The 15578-nt window shown below is 48.1% G+C and carries 18 protein-coding genes; 14 read left to right on the top strand and 4 right to left on the bottom strand.

Annotated features, from left to right (window positions below):
• The first annotated feature begins 166 nt into the window (after positions 1–166).
• The 5 genes from LIQ05_RS04255 to LIQ05_RS04235 all read left to right on the top strand — a co-directional run bounded on the left by LIQ05_RS04255 (position 167) and on the right by LIQ05_RS04235 (position 3750).
• Positions 167–1126 (top strand): hypothetical protein, encoded by a 960-nt coding sequence (locus LIQ05_RS04255; RefSeq protein ID WP_226818875.1) that lies wholly within the window; start codon positions 167–169, stop codon positions 1124–1126.
• A gap of 13 nt (positions 1127–1139) precedes the next feature.
• Positions 1140–1724: a hypothetical protein gene (locus LIQ05_RS04250; protein ID WP_015553305.1), complete on the top strand. Its 585-nt coding sequence runs from the start codon at positions 1140–1142 to the stop codon at positions 1722–1724.
• Positions 1725–1736: 12 nt separating this feature from the next.
• Positions 1737–1901: a hypothetical protein gene (locus LIQ05_RS04245; RefSeq protein ID WP_014080207.1), complete on the top strand. Its 165-nt coding sequence runs from the start codon at positions 1737–1739 to the stop codon at positions 1899–1901.
• On the top strand, positions 1898–2245 hold the full coding sequence (locus LIQ05_RS04240) for a plasmid mobilization protein (RefSeq protein WP_003020363.1): 348 nt from the start codon (positions 1898–1900) through the stop codon (positions 2243–2245). The genes LIQ05_RS04245 and LIQ05_RS04240 overlap by 4 nt, the downstream gene beginning before the upstream one ends.
• Before the next feature lie 158 nt (positions 2246–2403).
• The gene (locus LIQ05_RS04235; protein ID WP_226818927.1) at positions 2404–3750 is read left to right on the top strand and encodes a relaxase/mobilization nuclease domain-containing protein; all 1347 of its coding nucleotides are present in this window, start codon (positions 2404–2406) and stop codon (positions 3748–3750) included.
• A gap of 205 nt (positions 3751–3955) precedes the next feature.
• Here the strand turns inward: LIQ05_RS04235 and LIQ05_RS04230 are convergent, their stop codons facing one another.
• The gene (locus LIQ05_RS04230) at positions 3956–4312 is read right to left on the bottom strand and encodes a helix-turn-helix transcriptional regulator (protein WP_025579572.1); all 357 of its coding nucleotides are present in this window, start codon (positions 4310–4312) and stop codon (positions 3956–3958) included.
• A gap of 199 nt (positions 4313–4511) precedes the next feature.
• Between LIQ05_RS04230 and LIQ05_RS04225 the strand changes: the two genes are divergently transcribed.
• The 6 genes from LIQ05_RS04225 (at position 4512) to LIQ05_RS04200 (ending at position 10923) form a co-directional block, all read left to right on the top strand.
• On the top strand, positions 4512–5183 hold the full coding sequence (locus LIQ05_RS04225) for a response regulator transcription factor (RefSeq protein WP_118686821.1): 672 nt from the start codon (positions 4512–4514) through the stop codon (positions 5181–5183).
• A complete protein-coding gene (locus LIQ05_RS04220; protein WP_173744472.1) occupies positions 5167–6579 on the top strand; it encodes a sensor histidine kinase in 1413 nt (470 codons plus the stop codon). Before LIQ05_RS04225 ends, LIQ05_RS04220 begins: the two co-directional genes overlap by 17 nt.
• A 131-nt stretch (positions 6580–6710) precedes the next feature.
• Positions 6711–7583 carry a hypothetical protein gene (locus LIQ05_RS04215; RefSeq protein ID WP_226818873.1) on the top strand — a complete coding sequence of 291 codons (873 nt, stop codon included), beginning with the start codon at positions 6711–6713 and terminating at the stop codon, positions 7581–7583.
• A 430-nt stretch (positions 7584–8013) separates the two neighbouring features.
• The gene (locus tag LIQ05_RS04210) at positions 8014–8424 is read left to right on the top strand and encodes an RNA polymerase sigma factor (RefSeq protein WP_117465015.1); all 411 of its coding nucleotides are present in this window, start codon (positions 8014–8016) and stop codon (positions 8422–8424) included.
• A 433-nt stretch (positions 8425–8857) separates the two neighbouring features.
• Positions 8858–9124, top strand: coding sequence for a DUF6870 family protein (locus LIQ05_RS04205; RefSeq protein WP_117465016.1), 267 nt, complete (start codon positions 8858–8860; stop codon positions 9122–9124).
• 116 nt (positions 9125–9240) lie between these two features.
• Positions 9241–10923 carry a recombinase family protein gene (locus LIQ05_RS04200; RefSeq protein WP_117465017.1) on the top strand — a complete coding sequence of 561 codons (1683 nt, stop codon included), beginning with the start codon at positions 9241–9243 and terminating at the stop codon, positions 10921–10923.
• Between the two features lie 34 nt (positions 10924–10957).
• Here the strand turns inward: LIQ05_RS04200 and LIQ05_RS04195 are convergent, their stop codons facing one another.
• The 3 genes from LIQ05_RS04195 to LIQ05_RS04185 all read right to left on the bottom strand — a co-directional run bounded on the left by LIQ05_RS04195 (position 10958) and on the right by LIQ05_RS04185 (position 12683).
• On the bottom strand, positions 10958–11095 hold the full coding sequence (locus LIQ05_RS04195) for a DUF4866 family protein (protein ID WP_226818871.1): 138 nt from the start codon (positions 11093–11095) through the stop codon (positions 10958–10960).
• A gap of 166 nt (positions 11096–11261) precedes the next feature.
• Positions 11262–11735, bottom strand: a complete 474-nt coding sequence (locus LIQ05_RS04190) for a DUF2284 domain-containing protein (RefSeq protein WP_173719629.1) — start codon at positions 11733–11735, stop codon at positions 11262–11264.
• Between the two features lie 54 nt (positions 11736–11789).
• On the bottom strand, positions 11790–12683 hold the full coding sequence (locus LIQ05_RS04185) for a LysR family transcriptional regulator (RefSeq protein ID WP_148462557.1): 894 nt from the start codon (positions 12681–12683) through the stop codon (positions 11790–11792).
• Positions 12684–12863: 180 nt separating this feature from the next.
• Between LIQ05_RS04185 and LIQ05_RS04180 the strand changes: the two genes are divergently transcribed.
• Genes LIQ05_RS04180 through LIQ05_RS04170 form a run of 3 tightly spaced genes read left to right on the top strand, consistent with a single transcriptional unit; the run spans position 12864 to position 15528 of the window.
• A complete protein-coding gene (locus tag LIQ05_RS04180) occupies positions 12864–14165 on the top strand; it encodes an adenylosuccinate synthase (protein WP_226818869.1) in 1302 nt (433 codons plus the stop codon).
• Positions 14162–15103: an aspartate carbamoyltransferase gene (gene pyrB, locus LIQ05_RS04175; protein WP_173773246.1), complete on the top strand. Its 942-nt coding sequence runs from the start codon at positions 14162–14164 to the stop codon at positions 15101–15103. Before LIQ05_RS04180 ends, pyrB begins: the two co-directional genes overlap by 4 nt.
• The gene (locus LIQ05_RS04170) at positions 15103–15528 is read left to right on the top strand and encodes an aspartate carbamoyltransferase regulatory subunit (RefSeq protein WP_148462559.1); all 426 of its coding nucleotides are present in this window, start codon (positions 15103–15105) and stop codon (positions 15526–15528) included. Before pyrB ends, LIQ05_RS04170 begins: the two co-directional genes overlap by 1 nt.
• Positions 15529–15578 lie beyond the last annotated feature (50 nt).

Raw genomic sequence — 15578 nt, 5'->3', positions numbered from 1 at the left:
AGGACACCCCAAACCCGCCTGTGACAAGGCTTTTTAAGGCCCTTTTCTGCGGGAGGCGTATGTTTCTACGTCCGCCCCTGTTTCCGTGAGATGCTGTCAACATTTTAGCTGCCGGGGCTTTGGGACAATTTGTCCCAAAGTTCCGGCTTTTGTGGAAGGAGATACTATGCCGAAATATTATCCGATCAACGAAGAAGCCGCAAAGCGGGCAAAAGATATGAACAGCTTTTCCGACTATCAGCCGGGCTCCGCTACGGCGGGCTACCGGGCAATGGTCGATGAAGCGTATGCAGCGGCGGAACGCCAGAAAGCGCGTGTCGATCCCATGTACCATGATAAGATTGACACACTGGTGGATCGCTATGCCCGGAAACTTGCTGAAAATCTGAATGAACGCAATGTGATTGATGCCCGGGTGCCCTCTATTCTGATCTCTGGGGGCGGCAATTTTCCTGTGGCAAAAAAGCACAAGCAGAACGACGCCCGGGATCGCAACTATGGAGAGTATGCGGAGATTTCAAAGCTGCTTGATAAAATCCGCTCTGTTGGAATGGGTGGGATCAGCGCAGACGATGATCTGGCTGTGGAAAAACTGACAAAAAAGCTGGAGGGGCTGGAGTCCCTGCAGGCCACCATGAAGGCGGTCAATGCGTATTTTCGGAAACACAAAACGCTGGACGGCTGCCCGGAGCTTACGCCGGAGCAGGCAGAAAAGCTCGAAGCAGATATGGCGCAGTCATGGCACTTGGACAAAAGCAAGCCGTACCCCGCCTATCTGCTTTCCAACAACCACGCCAACATCCGCCGTGTGCGCCAACGCATTGAGGAACTGAGCAGCCGCTCCGAGTTTGCTGGCTGGACATTCCCCGGAGGCGAGGCCAAAATCAACGAGGCTGAAAACCGTTTGCAGCTTATTTTCGAGGAAAAGCCCGATGCCGATCAGCGGCAGGAACTGAAAAGCAACGGCTTTAAGTGGGCTCCCAGCCAAGGGGCATGGCAGCGGCAGCTTAACCAGAACGCCATCCGTGCTGCGGCCCGGATAGACTTTCTGCGGCCCGAGGACGGTACAAGCCCCTATCAGCTCCAGCCGTTTGTGAAAAGAGAAAACAAAGAAATGTCTCGATGATGGGAGGTGTACTATGGACAAAAATCAAGGCTATGCTATTTTGAAGGCGGTCATGCTGGAAAATGGGCGGGGATTTGCATTGGGCGAACATCCCACCGCGCCATCCCGCTATGTCACATGGGCCTGCTATGATGACAAGGACGGCCAGCGGCAGTACGAATGGGGTCACTATGGAAATGACCGTACCGCGATGGAACAGGATTTTGCAGACCGGGTGCAGGACTATCAGCGTATTTATAACGTGGGGATCAGGCAGACCGAGGCTCCCGGCCTTTACAAGTATTATTCGACCCAGCGGCCTGTGGACATCGGGACATTCCCGAAGCCGCCTTATAACAAGCCGGATGAAATTTTCAATTACGATCAGCGCATCCCGGTGGAAAATGGCTCGTTCTTGGCTTGGGGCTATCTTACCTATACCCGCCCGCTAACGGAAAAACAGGCATCCGACTATGAGCTGCGTCCTGCGCCTGATAATCCCGACAGGCCCCGTCCGATTGCCGAGCAGATGAAAAATGCGGCAAAGTTGGCGGAGGCAGATCGCGGCTCGGAGGCTCCGGCTCCCCAACGGAGGCAGCCTGACCGTGGCGATAGATAAGGAGGTGCGTATATGGAAAAGAAACGTGAACAGGAATTGTCTGTACTGGAGGTGCTGCGCCTGCACCGTGAATTTCATTTGCCGCACCCTGTTCCGGCAGACGAACAGGAAAAGCCGCTGGATAAGGTAAAGGAGCCGCCCCGCGCCTGCCGCAGCCGGGAGCGTGAGGAGCGATGACAAAAAAGCGCCGCCGTCCGATCCATCTTCATGTGATGGTGTCGGAGGCGGAGCAGGCCCTGATTCAAGAACGTATGGCGGAGGCTGGCATCCGTAATATGGGAGCCTATATGCGGAAAATGGCCCTGAGTGGGTATGTGCTTCATGTTGACCTTTCGCCTGTTCGTGAGCTGGTTTCGCTCCAGCGGCGCTGCTCCAACAATCTGAACCAAGTGGCAATTCAAGCCAACACCTACGGCGCGATTTATCCCGAAGAACTCGCGGCCTTGCAGCGGGACTATGCCGCTTTGTGGGGGCCGCTGTCTGATCTCTTGAAACAGCTCTCCGCGCTGGTAGAGCTCTGACCCATCCGGGGAGTGGTTGATACCGCTCCCCGGCTTTTTCTACTTCGGGACAAAGTGTCCCAAAGTAAAAATACTGTTTGCCGGAAGGAGGGATTTTTACGGCGACCACCTACATCCGCCCTTATAAAACAGCGGCGGGAAAAAGTGCAATTCAAACGATGGAGGATCGTTTCACCTATGGTCTGAACCCGGAAAAGCTGGGAGCCGTATCTTCCTATCTCTGCGATCTGAACACGGCTCCCGCCGAGTTTCTTCTGGTAAAAAGTCAATACCTTGCAGAGACAGGCCGGGCCGTATCTCGCGGGGCACTGTTCTTTCAGATCCGGCAGGCGTTTCTGCCCGGGGAGGTTACGGCGGAAGAAGCAAACCGTATCGGTTATGAAACTGCGATGCGCTGGACAAAGGGAAAGCATCAATTCTTTGTCTGTACGCATACCGACAAGGCCCATATCCACAATCACATTTATTTTAATGCAACGGCCTTTGACCGCTCCCGGAAATTTCATAATTTTATTGGTTCGTCCTTTGCCCTGCGGCGGCTCTCTGACCGCGTGTGCATCGAACATGAATTGTCTGTCATTCAAAATCCGCGCCAGCACAGCAAGGGCCGCTTTCTTCACTATGGCCAGTGGATCGGGAAAAAGCCGCCCTCTGCCAAGCAGCGGGTGCGGCTGGCTGTTCTCGCCGCTTTGGAGAAAAAGCCCACGGACTTTGCCGACTTTCTTCGTCTCATGGAGGAGTCCGGCTTTGCCGTAAAACAGGGGCGCGGCGGTGTCATCTCATTCCTTGCGCCCGGACAGGAAAAACCGACCCGGCTCCGGGCTTCTACACTGGGAGCCGGATTTGACCCGGAGGACATCAAGGCGGTAATTGCCGGGGAACGTCCACTCCCTGAACTACCAGAGGAGCCCACGGTTCCGCCACGGCGAGTTAATCTCATCATCGACATTCAAGAGCGTATGGCCCAAGGCAAGGGCCCGGCCTATGAACGATGGGCCAAGGTCTACAACCTAAAACAAATGGCCGCCGCGCTCCAGTATTTGCAGGAGCATCATCTGACAGACTATGCGGCACTGACGGCCCGCACCGAGGCTGCTGTGGATCACTTTCACAAGCTGTCTGACGAGCTCCGCACAACGGAGGAGGCCCTTTCCAAAACCTCGGAGCTGATGGCTGCCACGGTGGACTATGCCAAGACCCGCCCGGTGTTCGATGGGTACAAGGCTGCGCGGTACAGCAAAAAGTATCTGGCCCAGCATGAAGTGGAGCTTGCCACTTACCGGGCGGCAAAGGATACCATGAACACCATACTGAACGGCGCAAAGCTCCCTAAGATTGAAGCACTAAAAAAATCCCGCCGTGAGCTGGCGGGACAAAAGAAAGAGCTTTATGCAGAATACCGGGATGCCCAGCGGCAAATGCGGGAGGCCGTGGCAATAAAAGCGAACATTGATCATCTGCTCGGCATAACAGACGAGCGTGAAAATAAGGCCCAGGAACGATAGTGACGGGCCGCAGACTACGGTGCAACGCACCGGGACTTTGGGACAATTTGTCCCGAAGTACAGCGGGTTTGGGGAGCTCCCCAACAAGCATTTTTGCGGGCCCTGCGCCCTGCAAAAATTTCGGAGTGTGGCCACACCCGAATTGCTTGCCATTTAGCGGCACCCCCGAAAAGCCCCCTAAAAACGAGAAAAACGAAGGCCCTTTTTACTTGACCTCCGTTTCTCTGGCTTTTTGTAGTCCCTCTGCTGTGGCCTCCATGACCGTCAATTCCTTTTCGTCCATTGTATTGAGCAGCCTGTCAATATGCTGGCGGCAGTCGCTTTCGCCGTTCTGCCTGTCAGGATAAAAGAACTGGTCTACGGAAATATCCAACAGGGTGACGATTTGGTAAAAGGTGTTCAGGCTTGGATGCTGGCCCCGGTTCTCAAAATACATGATGGAACGAGGGGTACGGTCTACGAGCTGTGCAAGGTATTCCTGTGTCCAGCCTTTCGCCTCTCTCTTGCGCTTGATCTCCCGGCCTAATGCGTGGAAGTCAAGCCGTCTGGTGTCTTGGTACATTCTCATATCACCCCTATATTATTTTACATTTCGGGTTTGACTATGAGAACGAAACACAATTTTATGTTTTAGTAGTATTTTATTGCCCGTCGGCAAGGTTGCCGATGTTACACGGACAAGGTATAATAACAGAAAGAAAATTTGAAAACTACACTTTAATCACAAAAATCTATGATACGCTATCTTTGGAGGTGTTATTATGCAAAGGATTTTAGTCGTTGAGGACGATTTTGATATTCAAGAACTTTTACAGAATTTTTTACAAGAAGCAGGATATGAAGTAGCTGTTGCAAATGATGGTGTCGAGGCACTATCTTTATTTGCGGGAGAACGATATGACTTGATTGTGTTGGACATTATGCTCCCCAAAATTGACGGTTACGGTGTCTGTGAATTGATACGCAAACAATCTGATGTTCCTATCATCATGCTAACCGCATTAAGCGGAGAAGAAGATCAGATTAAAGGATTGGATTTGCAGGTGGATGACTACATTACAAAACCGTTTTCTATGCCTGTCCTGCTCCGCAAAATTGCGGCTGTACTTCGGCGCAGTAACCGGGGAACAGATGAAAAGTATCAAATCATTACTTATGGCAATTTGCGTTTGAACTGTGACGGCTACACCGCCACAGTGGACGGAGCTAATTTTGAACTGACACAAAAGGAATTTGAAATACTGCGGGAACTGCTGACCCATCAGGGCCGGATATTGACCCGGCAGAACTTGTTGGATAAGCTGTGGCGATATGATTTTTATGGGGACGAGCGTGTTGTTGATACCCATATCAAAAATCTACGAAAAAAATTGGGAATAGATTTCATTCAAACAATCAGAGGGGTGGGATATAAAGTTGATAAAGAGAATTAAAGGCAGTCTGTTTGCTAAAGTCTTTATTCTGACTGTGGCAGTTTTGCTCTGCGTGAGCTTTCTTGTCTATGGCGTTTTGGCTTGGTATATGCCTCAAACCTATTCTAACAATCTCAATGCGGCATTAGATGAACAGACCAGCGACTTTATTTATGAATTAGAACATATCCGTATGCAGGATAGCGGCGGACTTTTTGATCAGTTTCTTCAAAACACAACAATTAGCATGGTGGAGCTTTATACTGCTGATGGTGTTCTGGTGGAAACACCGTCTAACCAAAATAGCTTTAACGATGGGATCACCGGGGAGGCTCTTGGTGGAGCATCTTATGAAAGTGCGCCGATTATATCCAACAGCTATTACTTCTCATTTGCAGATGATAATAGCCAATATATTTTAACAGTTTACGGAGAAGCCTCTCAAATCGCAGAACTGCGGCAATCATTTGTAAGCATATTACCGATTTTGTTTTGCGTTATTCTCCTTGTATCGTTGGCAACTGCTTGGGTGTATTCTCGTATCATTACAAACCCGGTATTAAAAATCAGTCGGATTTCTAAAGAAATGTCTGATATGAAGCTGGAATGGCAACTTGAGGAACGCCGTTCTGACGAGCTGGGTGTACTGGAGAATAGCTTGAATACGCTGTCCCGGAAACTGTCTGCTACCTTGGAGGAGTTGCAAAGTGCAAATCTCCAGCTCCAAAAGGATATTGAACATCAAAAGGTGCTGGAACGGGCACAACAGGATTTCTTTTCTTCTGCTTCCCATGAACTGAAAACCCCTATCACCATTATCAAGGGTCAATTAGAGGGGATGCTATTGGGTATAGGGGCATATAAAGACCACGAAAAGTATCTTGCCCGATCCTTGGAAGTTGCGGCTACGCTTGAAACGATGGTGCAGGAAATATTAACGATTTCAAGGCTGGAAACCAATGTTGATTTCAAAATGGAGCATTTTGATTGCGCTCCCATGATACATGGCTATTTGAGGGAGATTGATGATTTAGTGGCAACAAAAGAACTGCAAATACATCTTGCTATACAGTCTCCCGCTTTTATAAACGGGAACAAATTGCTGATTGAAAAGGTGTTCTCCAATTTGATTTCAAATGCTGTAAAGTATTCGCCGCATGGAGCAAGCGTTGATATTATTTTGCAAAATACCAACGGACGCTTTTTGTTCTCCGTAGAGAACACAGGTACACATATACCAGAAGATGATATTCCCAAATTGTTTGACGCTTTTTATCGTATGGAGCAATCCCGCAGTAGAAGAACAGGCGGTAGCGGCTTAGGGCTTTATATGGTTCAAAGAATTTTACAACAACATAACAGCTATTGTGAGGCTTGCAACACAGAAAACGGTGTTAAATTCTTCTTCACGATTTAGCGGACAATCAACGGCAGGTGAACAACCTGCCGCTTTTTTTAACTACACATAAATCACAAACTAATCCCAAAGGTATCCCAAAATGCTTTGCTATACTTGGGGTACATTCAAAGAAAGGATTGGTAAACACTATGAGAAGAATGGCATTATGCGCTGCGTCTATGCTCTTATTAGGCTGTTTGGCTGGATGCAGCACGACACCACAGAACAGCCAGGAACAAGGTAATCCCGTTATCAAGGAAGAAATCAGTCAACCTCTTGGCAGCTCTGAGGCGCTTGGAAACAGCGAGGATAGCTCGGCACTTTCCGCCGCAGACAAAGAAAAAATGTTTGCACCTTATGAACAATATGGGATGACCTATGATGCGGTCAAAGATGAACTTACCTACAACGGGAATTTGGTTCGATGGTTTGAGGACTATTATCCCATCGGTAACAATGAAACCGCCGGTATTGATTTTCTAAATGAAAACGGCACAGTAGATGTGTATGCTGTACGGGATTTAGAGAGCTTTTCAAAAGCGGCTGACGGCTCCGTTGATCCGGCGGGTAAGCTGATTGGCTTAAAAGAGTTTACCCAGCAGGAATTTGACGCACGGGATATTGAGGCGTTGAAAAACAGCACATCCGTTGCTATGGCAGGAACGCCGCTTGAAGATAGCGAAACTGCAAAGCTCGTTGCAGAGTATGAGGCATTTGGAGTAACCTATGATGCCGAAAAAGATCAGTGGTATTTCAATGGTGAGGAAGTCCGCTATTTCCGGGATGTTCTCACTTCTAATGGTGAAAGTCTCACCAGCGGAAAATTCCGAGGCGAAATGAGAACGCTTGGAAGTGGTGTTGGTACAATAGACATTTATACCGTTCGTGATTACGGCCACTTGAACAGCGAACATCACGGAACATTAACTGGCATCGAGAAATACAGTCAAGAGGAGTTTGACGAGCATACACAGGCCGGAATATCTGGAAACCAATCCATAGGTAATGCAAGCCATAACTAAACAAAGCATTTAACTGCCGCACGACGGCAAAAGAAAAAAAGCCGTCGTACAGCAGCCTATCAATACGCCTATTTGAAACGGCGGCTCAATTTTCAGAGCCGCCGTTTCTCTTTGGATATTCAGTAACCCCACGGCGGCCCATAGGAGGGTGTCGCCGTGTCCATCTTACTTTCTCACAATTCCCATGACCTTCACCAGCTAAAAAAAGCGTAGCTCCCCCTCCGGGACAGTCTGACTATGAAGGTACAATATATCAGTACAATTATGATAATGTAATTTCATGCGTCTGCATAGCGTCTTGCTGTGCGGGCGCTTTTTTGTACTTCGAGACAAATTGTCCCGAGGTGCGGGGCGGCTCCCCGGGATGCCGCTCCCCACCGAGCCCCGTTTCGGTCACTCATCCACCCAACACCGAAACGGAGGTTTATTTATGACTACAATCAATCTGAAGGATTTTTATTATTGGTACACACAGGATCAGTTTATTGAGGTTTCTGACGAGGTAGCCGAAGTGTTTGTGTCCGATGCCCGGCACGAAATGGCCTACCAGCGGCGGCTCTCCCGGCATAAGGCGCAGTATTCTCTGGACTGCGATGACGGGATCGAATATTCCGCCTGCCTGCATGAGCCAACGCCCCAGGAGCTTCTGGAGCGCATGGAGCTGTTCATCCGTCTGTGGAATGCACTCAACTCTTTGCCGGAGATCCAGGGCCGCAGGATTGATGCCCACATCATTCTTGGAAAGAGCATCAAGGAAATTGCCGAGGCCGAGGGCGTACATGAGGAGTCTGTTCGCCAGTCGATCAAGCGTGGCCTTGAGCGTATGAAAAAAACTTTTTGATTTTTTCATTTTCCCCACTTGGAAATGATGAAAAAATGTCTCGGTTTATGAAAGAAGATATTCTTCTTTTCGCAGATAAACAGCGGCGGCCCCGGGCATAGTCCGGGGAGCCGGGTGGCGGGTGCGCTGTGACTTTTTCTTCGGAAGAACGAGCGAACAACACCAACGCCGCAACTGGGCCGGGCCGCCCCACGGCCACGATCCGGCATAGGACAGGCTGGCCGCTTGTCCCTCCGGGCTGTCCCCTTATCTGCGAGGGAACGCCGCTTTGAGCATGGTTGTCTTTGGACAGGGCAAGAAAATGGGAGCGGCGTTCTCTATTTTATACTTACATGGAGTGAGGCAAGAGGGCAGCATCGTTTGGGTGCTGCCCTCTTGCGTTTCCCCATGATATGCGGGAGGCGTATCCTATTTTTGATAAGGAGGTTTTACCGTGAGATTAACGGCAAAGGAACTGGAACAAATGAAAAGCGTTGACATCGGCGCAGTGGCTCCCGAGTCCCTGCCGGATGTGAGCGGTATGATCTTTGACACCTCTCTCCCCCGGGAGGAGCGGATCGCTCTGTTTTTGCAGGCGGTAGAAAATCCATACTGCTTTTGCATCGGCGGGATCGGTGTAAAAATTGAATTTGCGGAAAGCGGGCCGTCCTTGCAGGACACGCTGACGGACTTTCTTCTCCGGCAAAAAAGCGGGCTGTAACTTCGGTTATGGCCCGTTTCTACTTCGAGACAAAGTGTCCCGAGGCGGAGGCATCCTTGTTGTCCCGCCCGAGCAGAGGTATAATATAGATGTAATGTGATAGGGAAGGAGGAACAATGGCACGAACAAAAAACAGAGGATTGCAACAGAGTTTCTCTCCCTCTTATACCGTCCGCCGCTGGCGGCTGGGCGCATACATCCGGCTCTCCAAGGAGGACTTGAAAAAGGGAAAGGACGACAGCAACAGCGTCATCAACCAGCGTGATCTGCTCAATGACTTTTACCAGAAGCATATCGGAGAATTTGAAAGTGTTTCCGAATATGTAGACGATGGACACACAGGAACGGACGCCAACCGGGAGAACTTCCAGCGGCTCCTTTCCGATGTAATGAGCGGAAAAATTAACTGCGTGGTAGTAAAAGACCTGTCCCGCTTCGCACGAAATTATAGCGATGCCGGAAGTTTGATCGATAACCTGTTTGTTCAAATGGGTGTTCGCTTTATCAGCCTTGCTGAGAATGTGGACAGCTACAAGAACCCCGACAGCGTTTCAAATATCATCGTTCCCATTACAAACGTGATGAACGATAATTACTGCTATCAGACTTCCAAAAAGATCCGGCAGGTATTTGATTACAAACGGCGCAACGGCCAGTATATCGGAGCATTTGCTCCTTACGGCTATGTAAAGCACCCAAAGGACAAGCACAGGCTGATTGTTGATCCCGATGCTGCTGAAAATGTCAAACTCATTTTCACAATGCTTATTCAAGGGTCATCAAAACGTGCTATCGCGCTGTACCTGAACGAACACGGCGTACCGAGCCCCTCGGCTTACAAGGTACAAAAGGGCTTGCCTGTTTCGACAAGAGGGTATGACGATCCTATGTGGGGAGTCCGCATGATCCACTCCATTCTTACCAATCCGACCTACACCGGGGATTTAGCCCAAGGCCGAAGCCGGGTGAAAAGCTACAAGGTACACCAGATTGAAGCTGTTCCACGCGAGGAATGGGTGGAAGTGGCTGGAACGCATGAGGCCATTATCGACTATGAAACTTTCGACAAGGTACAGGCTCTCTTACAGCGTGATACCCGTACTTCCCCGAAAGGCCGTGAGGTACATTTATTCAGCGGCTTTCTGAAATGTGCCGATTGCGGGCGGGCCATTACCCGATGCGTTGGCAAGAACAACAATGTATATTATTCTTGCTCAACCTACAAGAACCGTTCCCGGACAGCCTGCACCATGCACTCAATCAAGCATGAACGGCTGGAGGCTGCTGTTTTGTTCGCTGTACAGCATCAGGTACATTTGGCTGTTTCCTACTCGGAAATCGTCACGCAAATCAATTCCGCTCCAATCAAAAAAAGCCAGTCTTACAGACTGGACGATCTGATAGCTGCAAAAGAGCGGGAACTGACAAAGATAACACGCTACAAGCAATCTCTTTATCAGGACTGGAAAGACGGTGAAATCACCCAGCAGGAATACCGGGATATGAAGGCTGACTACGAACGGCAGACTTCTGATATTTCCGCGGTGCTTACCCGGCTGAACGCTGAACGCGCAGAACTGGCAAACGGTGTGGACAACGAGCATCCTGCACTGGTAGCCTTTATGAAGTATCAGAACATTGAAGCCCTCAACCGTGAAATCTTGGTTGAACTTGTGGACTATATCAAGGTCTATGAAAACGGCAATATCAGCGTGAAATTCAAATTTGCTGACGAGCTCCGCAAGATTGCCGAGTACATTGAAATCAACACTACGGAAGATACCACAGTAGCGGGCTAACCCCCGCTACGAACCCCTTTGACAGTGTGTTTTCCTAATAGGCGCTAATCATATGTTCATCATCCAGATATTGGTAAAATACTTTCCGAAGCCTTCCTGATGCCTCCGGGGAAGCCAGGATTCTGGAAAAAATATCTTCTACAGCTAGTTCTCTTGGTAAAACTGTTTTCATACTAAAACGCCTCTTTTTCTGTTTGGATCATAATGAGAGCTGTACCTGTCTCTTTTCGGGAGGGATTATAGCATTGTTATAGTCATACCGCAATAGGATGAGAAATTTCTTTTTCATATCATATTTTTATGTCTGCCATATCACAGACCGTTGTAAGTGTTTTCCATTATAAGTTTCCATGAAATAAAATTTGTGAAAAATACCGTATCTTATCATCGGTCCCCCAACAGGTCATTCCCACCGCATCTGCCATTTCCTGGGCATCAACACAGTAGGCGGACAGGCAGGAATAGTGCCTGTAAGGACCAGCGGACATGATCAGCAGGTCGGTATTTCCAGATTCCATTATTTTAGAGGCCAACTGTTCGGTGAGTTTATTGTGCGCAAGCTTCGCCATTTTATAGTCCATATCCTTGCTTTGTATCGTCTGTAGAATAAGCGCTTTTTCATAGGCAAATACCCTTTGTTTCATAGATTCTACCGTTCCGCATTCAGGTGGACATGCTGGATTCACGTTGTAACATCCACATTGATTTTCTTCACAAAACTTTCGGTATTCCGGTTTGAATACGAGTTTTTTTGTGTCCATGATTGCCGTATTTGAAAAACCAAGTTTTTTCGCTTCTTTTATGTAATCCATAAAGTACCTTCTCCAAGTTTTTCTAATTACCAAAATTTTTTCCATACGCTGTTTTTATACATGCCCTAATAGAATGGTATTTTTTAATTCCCTTGCCGCAGCTCCCATAGGATGCTGACTATCATACACCAGGCAGATCTGGCGCTCCGGAATTTCATCTTTTAATGGGATCTGTACGATCTCTTTTTTCAGAAGGGATGGTGCTGCCATCGGCTGGGGCAAAAAGGCAAGCCCAAGCTCGCATTTTACCAGAGGCAGAATTTGATCCGCAGTGGCAGCTTCCGTATCCGGGGAAAGATCCAGACCATGTGATAAAAATACACTGTTGTAGAATTTATAGGTCATAGTTTCCCGCCCAAGAGAAATCAGCGGATAGTTCTTTACCTCCCGAAGGGAAAGCTCCTGACTGCTAAGGGCGGTAAAAGTAGTGCCTCCAACCAGAATCTCCTGAAACGGCATGAGCATGATCTGTTTCAATGGGAAATCCACCTCTGCCGGAGTGGAAACTACTGCAAAATCAATCTTTCCGCTCTTAACTGATTCAATGGCTTCCGGTGTGGAATGGTTGTACAGCCTCAGCCGGATTCCAGGATAAGTTATGTGAAAACTTTTTAATTTATCCAGCAGAAAAATATTGAGGGCAGTTTCACTGGCACCGATGGCTACACTTCCGTGGGATAATCCAGAGCTGTCGGCCAGTTCCTCTTCTGCTGCCTGGAACTGCTCCATTGCACTTAGCACATGGATATAAAGCCGTTCTCCCTCCGGAGTGAGCTGTACGCCGCGGTTGGTACGGATAAATAAAGTGGTATTTAACTGCTGTTCCAGACAGTTCATGGCCCGGGTAATATTAGGCTGACTGTTGTTTAACGCCTGGGCCGCCTTGGTAAAGTTGTGGTATTTTGCCACATAATAAAAGATCTTATAATACTCGAAATTAACGTCCATAATATTTTTCCTTTTTTTGACATGTCATATTTTTATTTCAGTCATATCAATTATAGCTTTTACTTATTTCTACGTCAAGCGTATTATGTACTCGAACAAAAAAGAACGCTGTTGTAGGGCAAAATGCGGTTTATTGTAATAGGAAAACAGCAGCCCGACCAGTTTTCAAAGGAGGAACAAATGCTTACAGCAGTAACCGGTATTAACTGGGGCGATGAAGGAAAAGGACGTGTGATCGATCTTCTTGCAGAGCAGGCAGATGTGGTTGTCCGCTACCAGGGCGGAAACAATGCAGGTCACACAGTGGTAACCACCCAGGGCAAATTCGTTTTAAATCTTCTCCCCTCTGGTATTTTACATCCAGGTGTGGTGTGCGTCCTCGGGGACGGAATGGTGATTGACCTGGAACATCTTTCCCGGGAAATCCATGAAATAGAGAAAAAAGGAATCCGGGTAACACCGGATCATCTGAAACTTTCAAAACGTGCTACGGTCTCCATGCCATGGCATAAGGTGCAGGATGAGTTAGAAGAAAACAGACTTGCAAAGACAGGAAGTGCCTTTGGTTCTACCCGCCGTGGAATCGCCTATGCATACAGTGACAAGTACCGTAAAAAAACACTTCGCTTGGGAGATCTCCTTCATTTAAAAGAGGATTCCGTAAAAACCAGATTAAAAACCATGCTGGTGGCAAAGAACCTGGAGCTTGCAGGCTGTTATCATCAGGAGCCAATGTCCTACCCTGCACTCCTTACCTGGTGTGAGGAACAGGCTGAACTGTTTGGTCCCTATATTGCAGACACCGGGGAATATCTGGAACAGGCAGTGTCAGAGGGCAAAAAGGTGGTACTGGAAGCCCAGCTTGGAGCCATGAGGGACATTGATTACGGTATTTTCCCCTATACCTCAAGTTCCTCTACCATTTCTGCCTATGGTCCCATTGGTGCCGGAATCCCTGGAAAATCCCTGGATCACGTAATTGGCGTTTTAAAAGCGTATTCCACCTGTGTTGGCGCAGGTCCTTTTGTGGCAGAACATGCCATGTCCGATGACTGGGAAGAAGCGTTGCGGAAAGCTGGCGGTGAATATGGTGCTGCCACCGGTCGTCCCAGAAGGATAGGTCCCTTTGATGCCGTAGCCAGCCGCTATGGGTTAAAATGCCAGAATGCAGATAAGATCGCGTTGACAAAAATGGATGTCTTAAGTTCCATGAAAGAGATTCCTGTGATCACAGGCTATAAACGTGACGGTGTTATAGTAACCGATTTTGATCCTATGGATGAACTGGATAGTTATACCTCTGTAGTAGAAATGCTTCCAGGATGGAAATGCGATATTTCGGGCTGCCGGACCTATGAAGAGCTTCCGGAGAATGCAAAAGCTTACATTCGTATCCTGGAGCAGCTTCTGAACCATGAAATCCAGTTTATTTCCGTCGGAGCCAGACGGGATCAGTTTTTAACAAAAGGAGCCTGGTTATGAGACATTTGATCGATCCACTTGATTTTACCCTTGAAGAAACTACAAAAGTTCTGGATCTGGCTGACCGCATTGCAGAAAGTCCAGAAGTGTACAGCCATGTGGCAGATGGGAAAAAGATTGCCACTCTTTTTTACGAACCAAGTACCAGAACCCGTCTTTCCTTTGAATCTGCCATGTTAAGCCTTGGCGGAAAATCCCTTGGCTTTGCAGGTGCTGAACAGTCCAGTGCCACAAAAGGAGAAACGGTAGCCGATACTGCCCGGGTGGTAAGCTGCTATGCAGATATCATTGCAATGCGGCATCCCAAGGAAGGCGCTCCCCTTCGCGCTTCCATGTATGCCACAGTGCCGGTAATCAATGCCGGGGATGGTGGACATAATCATCCTACCCAGACATTAATCGACCTTATGACCATCCGCCAGAGAAAAGGTCATCTGGATCACCTGACAGTTGGTTTTTGCGGTGACTTGAAATTTGGAAGAACCGTACATTCCCTTGTAAACAGTCTGGTACGTCATCCAGAAAATGAGTTTTACTTCATCTCCCCGGAAGAGCTTAAAATCCCGGATTACGTAATTGAAGAGACCTTAAAGCCTAACCATTCTTTTTACAAAGAGGTTACCAGCCTGGAGGAAACACTTCCCAAACTGGACATACTCTATATGACAAGGGTTCAGAAAGAGCGTTTCTTTAACGAAGAAGATTATGTCCGGTTAAAGGATACCTATATTTTAAACCGCGAGAAGCTGAATCTGGCACAGCCGGATATGCCGGTTCTCCATCCTCTTCCAAGGGTGGATGAGATTGCCTCAGATGTGGATCAGGATCCAAGAGCCGCTTATTTTGACCAGGTACAAAACGGAAAATATATCCGTATGGCACTTATTATGGCGCTGCTTGAAATCCCGGATCCGCTGACAGGAAGGACGGTGCTGTAATGTTAAAGATTGAATCTATCCAAAATGGAATTGTGATCGACCATATCCCAGCTGGAAAAGGAATGGATATTTACAAGCTATTGGAACTGGACTCCCAGAAGCAGTCCATTGCCCTACTGCAGTCCGTAAGAAGTGAAAAATACGGCTGTAAAGATCTGATTAAAATAGAGGGGCTTACAGAGCCTGAGCGTCTTGAAGTCCTTGGTTATTTAAATGATGGAGTCACTTTGATCGTAATTCGTGATGGAAAGGTGGTAAAAAAATATCATCCTGTTCCGCCAAGAACTTTAAAAAATGTAATCAAATGCAAAAATCCCCGCTGCATTACCAGTACGGAAGCAAACTGCGAGCACATCTTCAAATTGTCCTCCAGTGGAAAATATAGATGTATTTACTGCAACCAGGAAGCTTCCCTCTTAAGATAGAAACTACCAAACCCTCCCTTGTATGTCGCTTAAGAGGAAAATACCCTTTA

Source organism: Blautia glucerasea (assembly GCF_020537505.1).
Classification (GTDB): domain Bacteria; phylum Bacillota; class Clostridia; order Lachnospirales; family Lachnospiraceae; genus Blautia_A.
Note: the sequence above shows the minus strand (reverse complement) of the source record. Positions and strands in the feature narration are given on the sequence as shown.

Coding starts and splice junctions, on each gene's coding strand:
- LIQ05_RS04255 (WP_226818875.1), top strand. CDS start 167: ATGCCGAAATATTATCCGATCAACGAAGAAGCCGCAAAGCGGGCAAAA.
- LIQ05_RS04250 (WP_015553305.1), top strand. CDS start 1,140: ATGGACAAAAATCAAGGCTATGCTATTTTGAAGGCGGTCATGCTGGAA.
- LIQ05_RS04245 (WP_014080207.1), top strand. CDS start 1,737: ATGGAAAAGAAACGTGAACAGGAATTGTCTGTACTGGAGGTGCTGCGC.
- LIQ05_RS04240 (WP_003020363.1), top strand. CDS start 1,898: ATGACAAAAAAGCGCCGCCGTCCGATCCATCTTCATGTGATGGTGTCG.
- LIQ05_RS04235 (WP_226818927.1), top strand. CDS start 2,404: ATGGAGGATCGTTTCACCTATGGTCTGAACCCGGAAAAGCTGGGAGCC.
- LIQ05_RS04230 (WP_025579572.1), bottom strand. CDS start 4,312: ATGTACCAAGACACCAGACGGCTTGACTTCCACGCATTAGGCCGGGAG.
- LIQ05_RS04225 (WP_118686821.1), top strand. CDS start 4,512: ATGCAAAGGATTTTAGTCGTTGAGGACGATTTTGATATTCAAGAACTT.
- LIQ05_RS04215 (WP_226818873.1), top strand. CDS start 6,711: ATGAGAAGAATGGCATTATGCGCTGCGTCTATGCTCTTATTAGGCTGT.
- LIQ05_RS04210 (WP_117465015.1), top strand. CDS start 8,014: ATGACTACAATCAATCTGAAGGATTTTTATTATTGGTACACACAGGAT.
- LIQ05_RS04200 (WP_117465017.1), top strand. CDS start 9,241: ATGGCACGAACAAAAAACAGAGGATTGCAACAGAGTTTCTCTCCCTCT.
- LIQ05_RS04195 (WP_226818871.1), bottom strand. CDS start 11,095: ATGAAAACAGTTTTACCAAGAGAACTAGCTGTAGAAGATATTTTTTCC.
- LIQ05_RS04190 (WP_173719629.1), bottom strand. CDS start 11,735: ATGGATTACATAAAAGAAGCGAAAAAACTTGGTTTTTCAAATACGGCA.
- LIQ05_RS04185 (WP_148462557.1), bottom strand. CDS start 12,683: ATGGACGTTAATTTCGAGTATTATAAGATCTTTTATTATGTGGCAAAA.
- LIQ05_RS04180 (WP_226818869.1), top strand. CDS start 12,864: ATGCTTACAGCAGTAACCGGTATTAACTGGGGCGATGAAGGAAAAGGA.
- pyrB (WP_173773246.1), top strand. CDS start 14,162: ATGAGACATTTGATCGATCCACTTGATTTTACCCTTGAAGAAACTACA.
- LIQ05_RS04170 (WP_148462559.1), top strand. CDS start 15,103: ATGTTAAAGATTGAATCTATCCAAAATGGAATTGTGATCGACCATATC.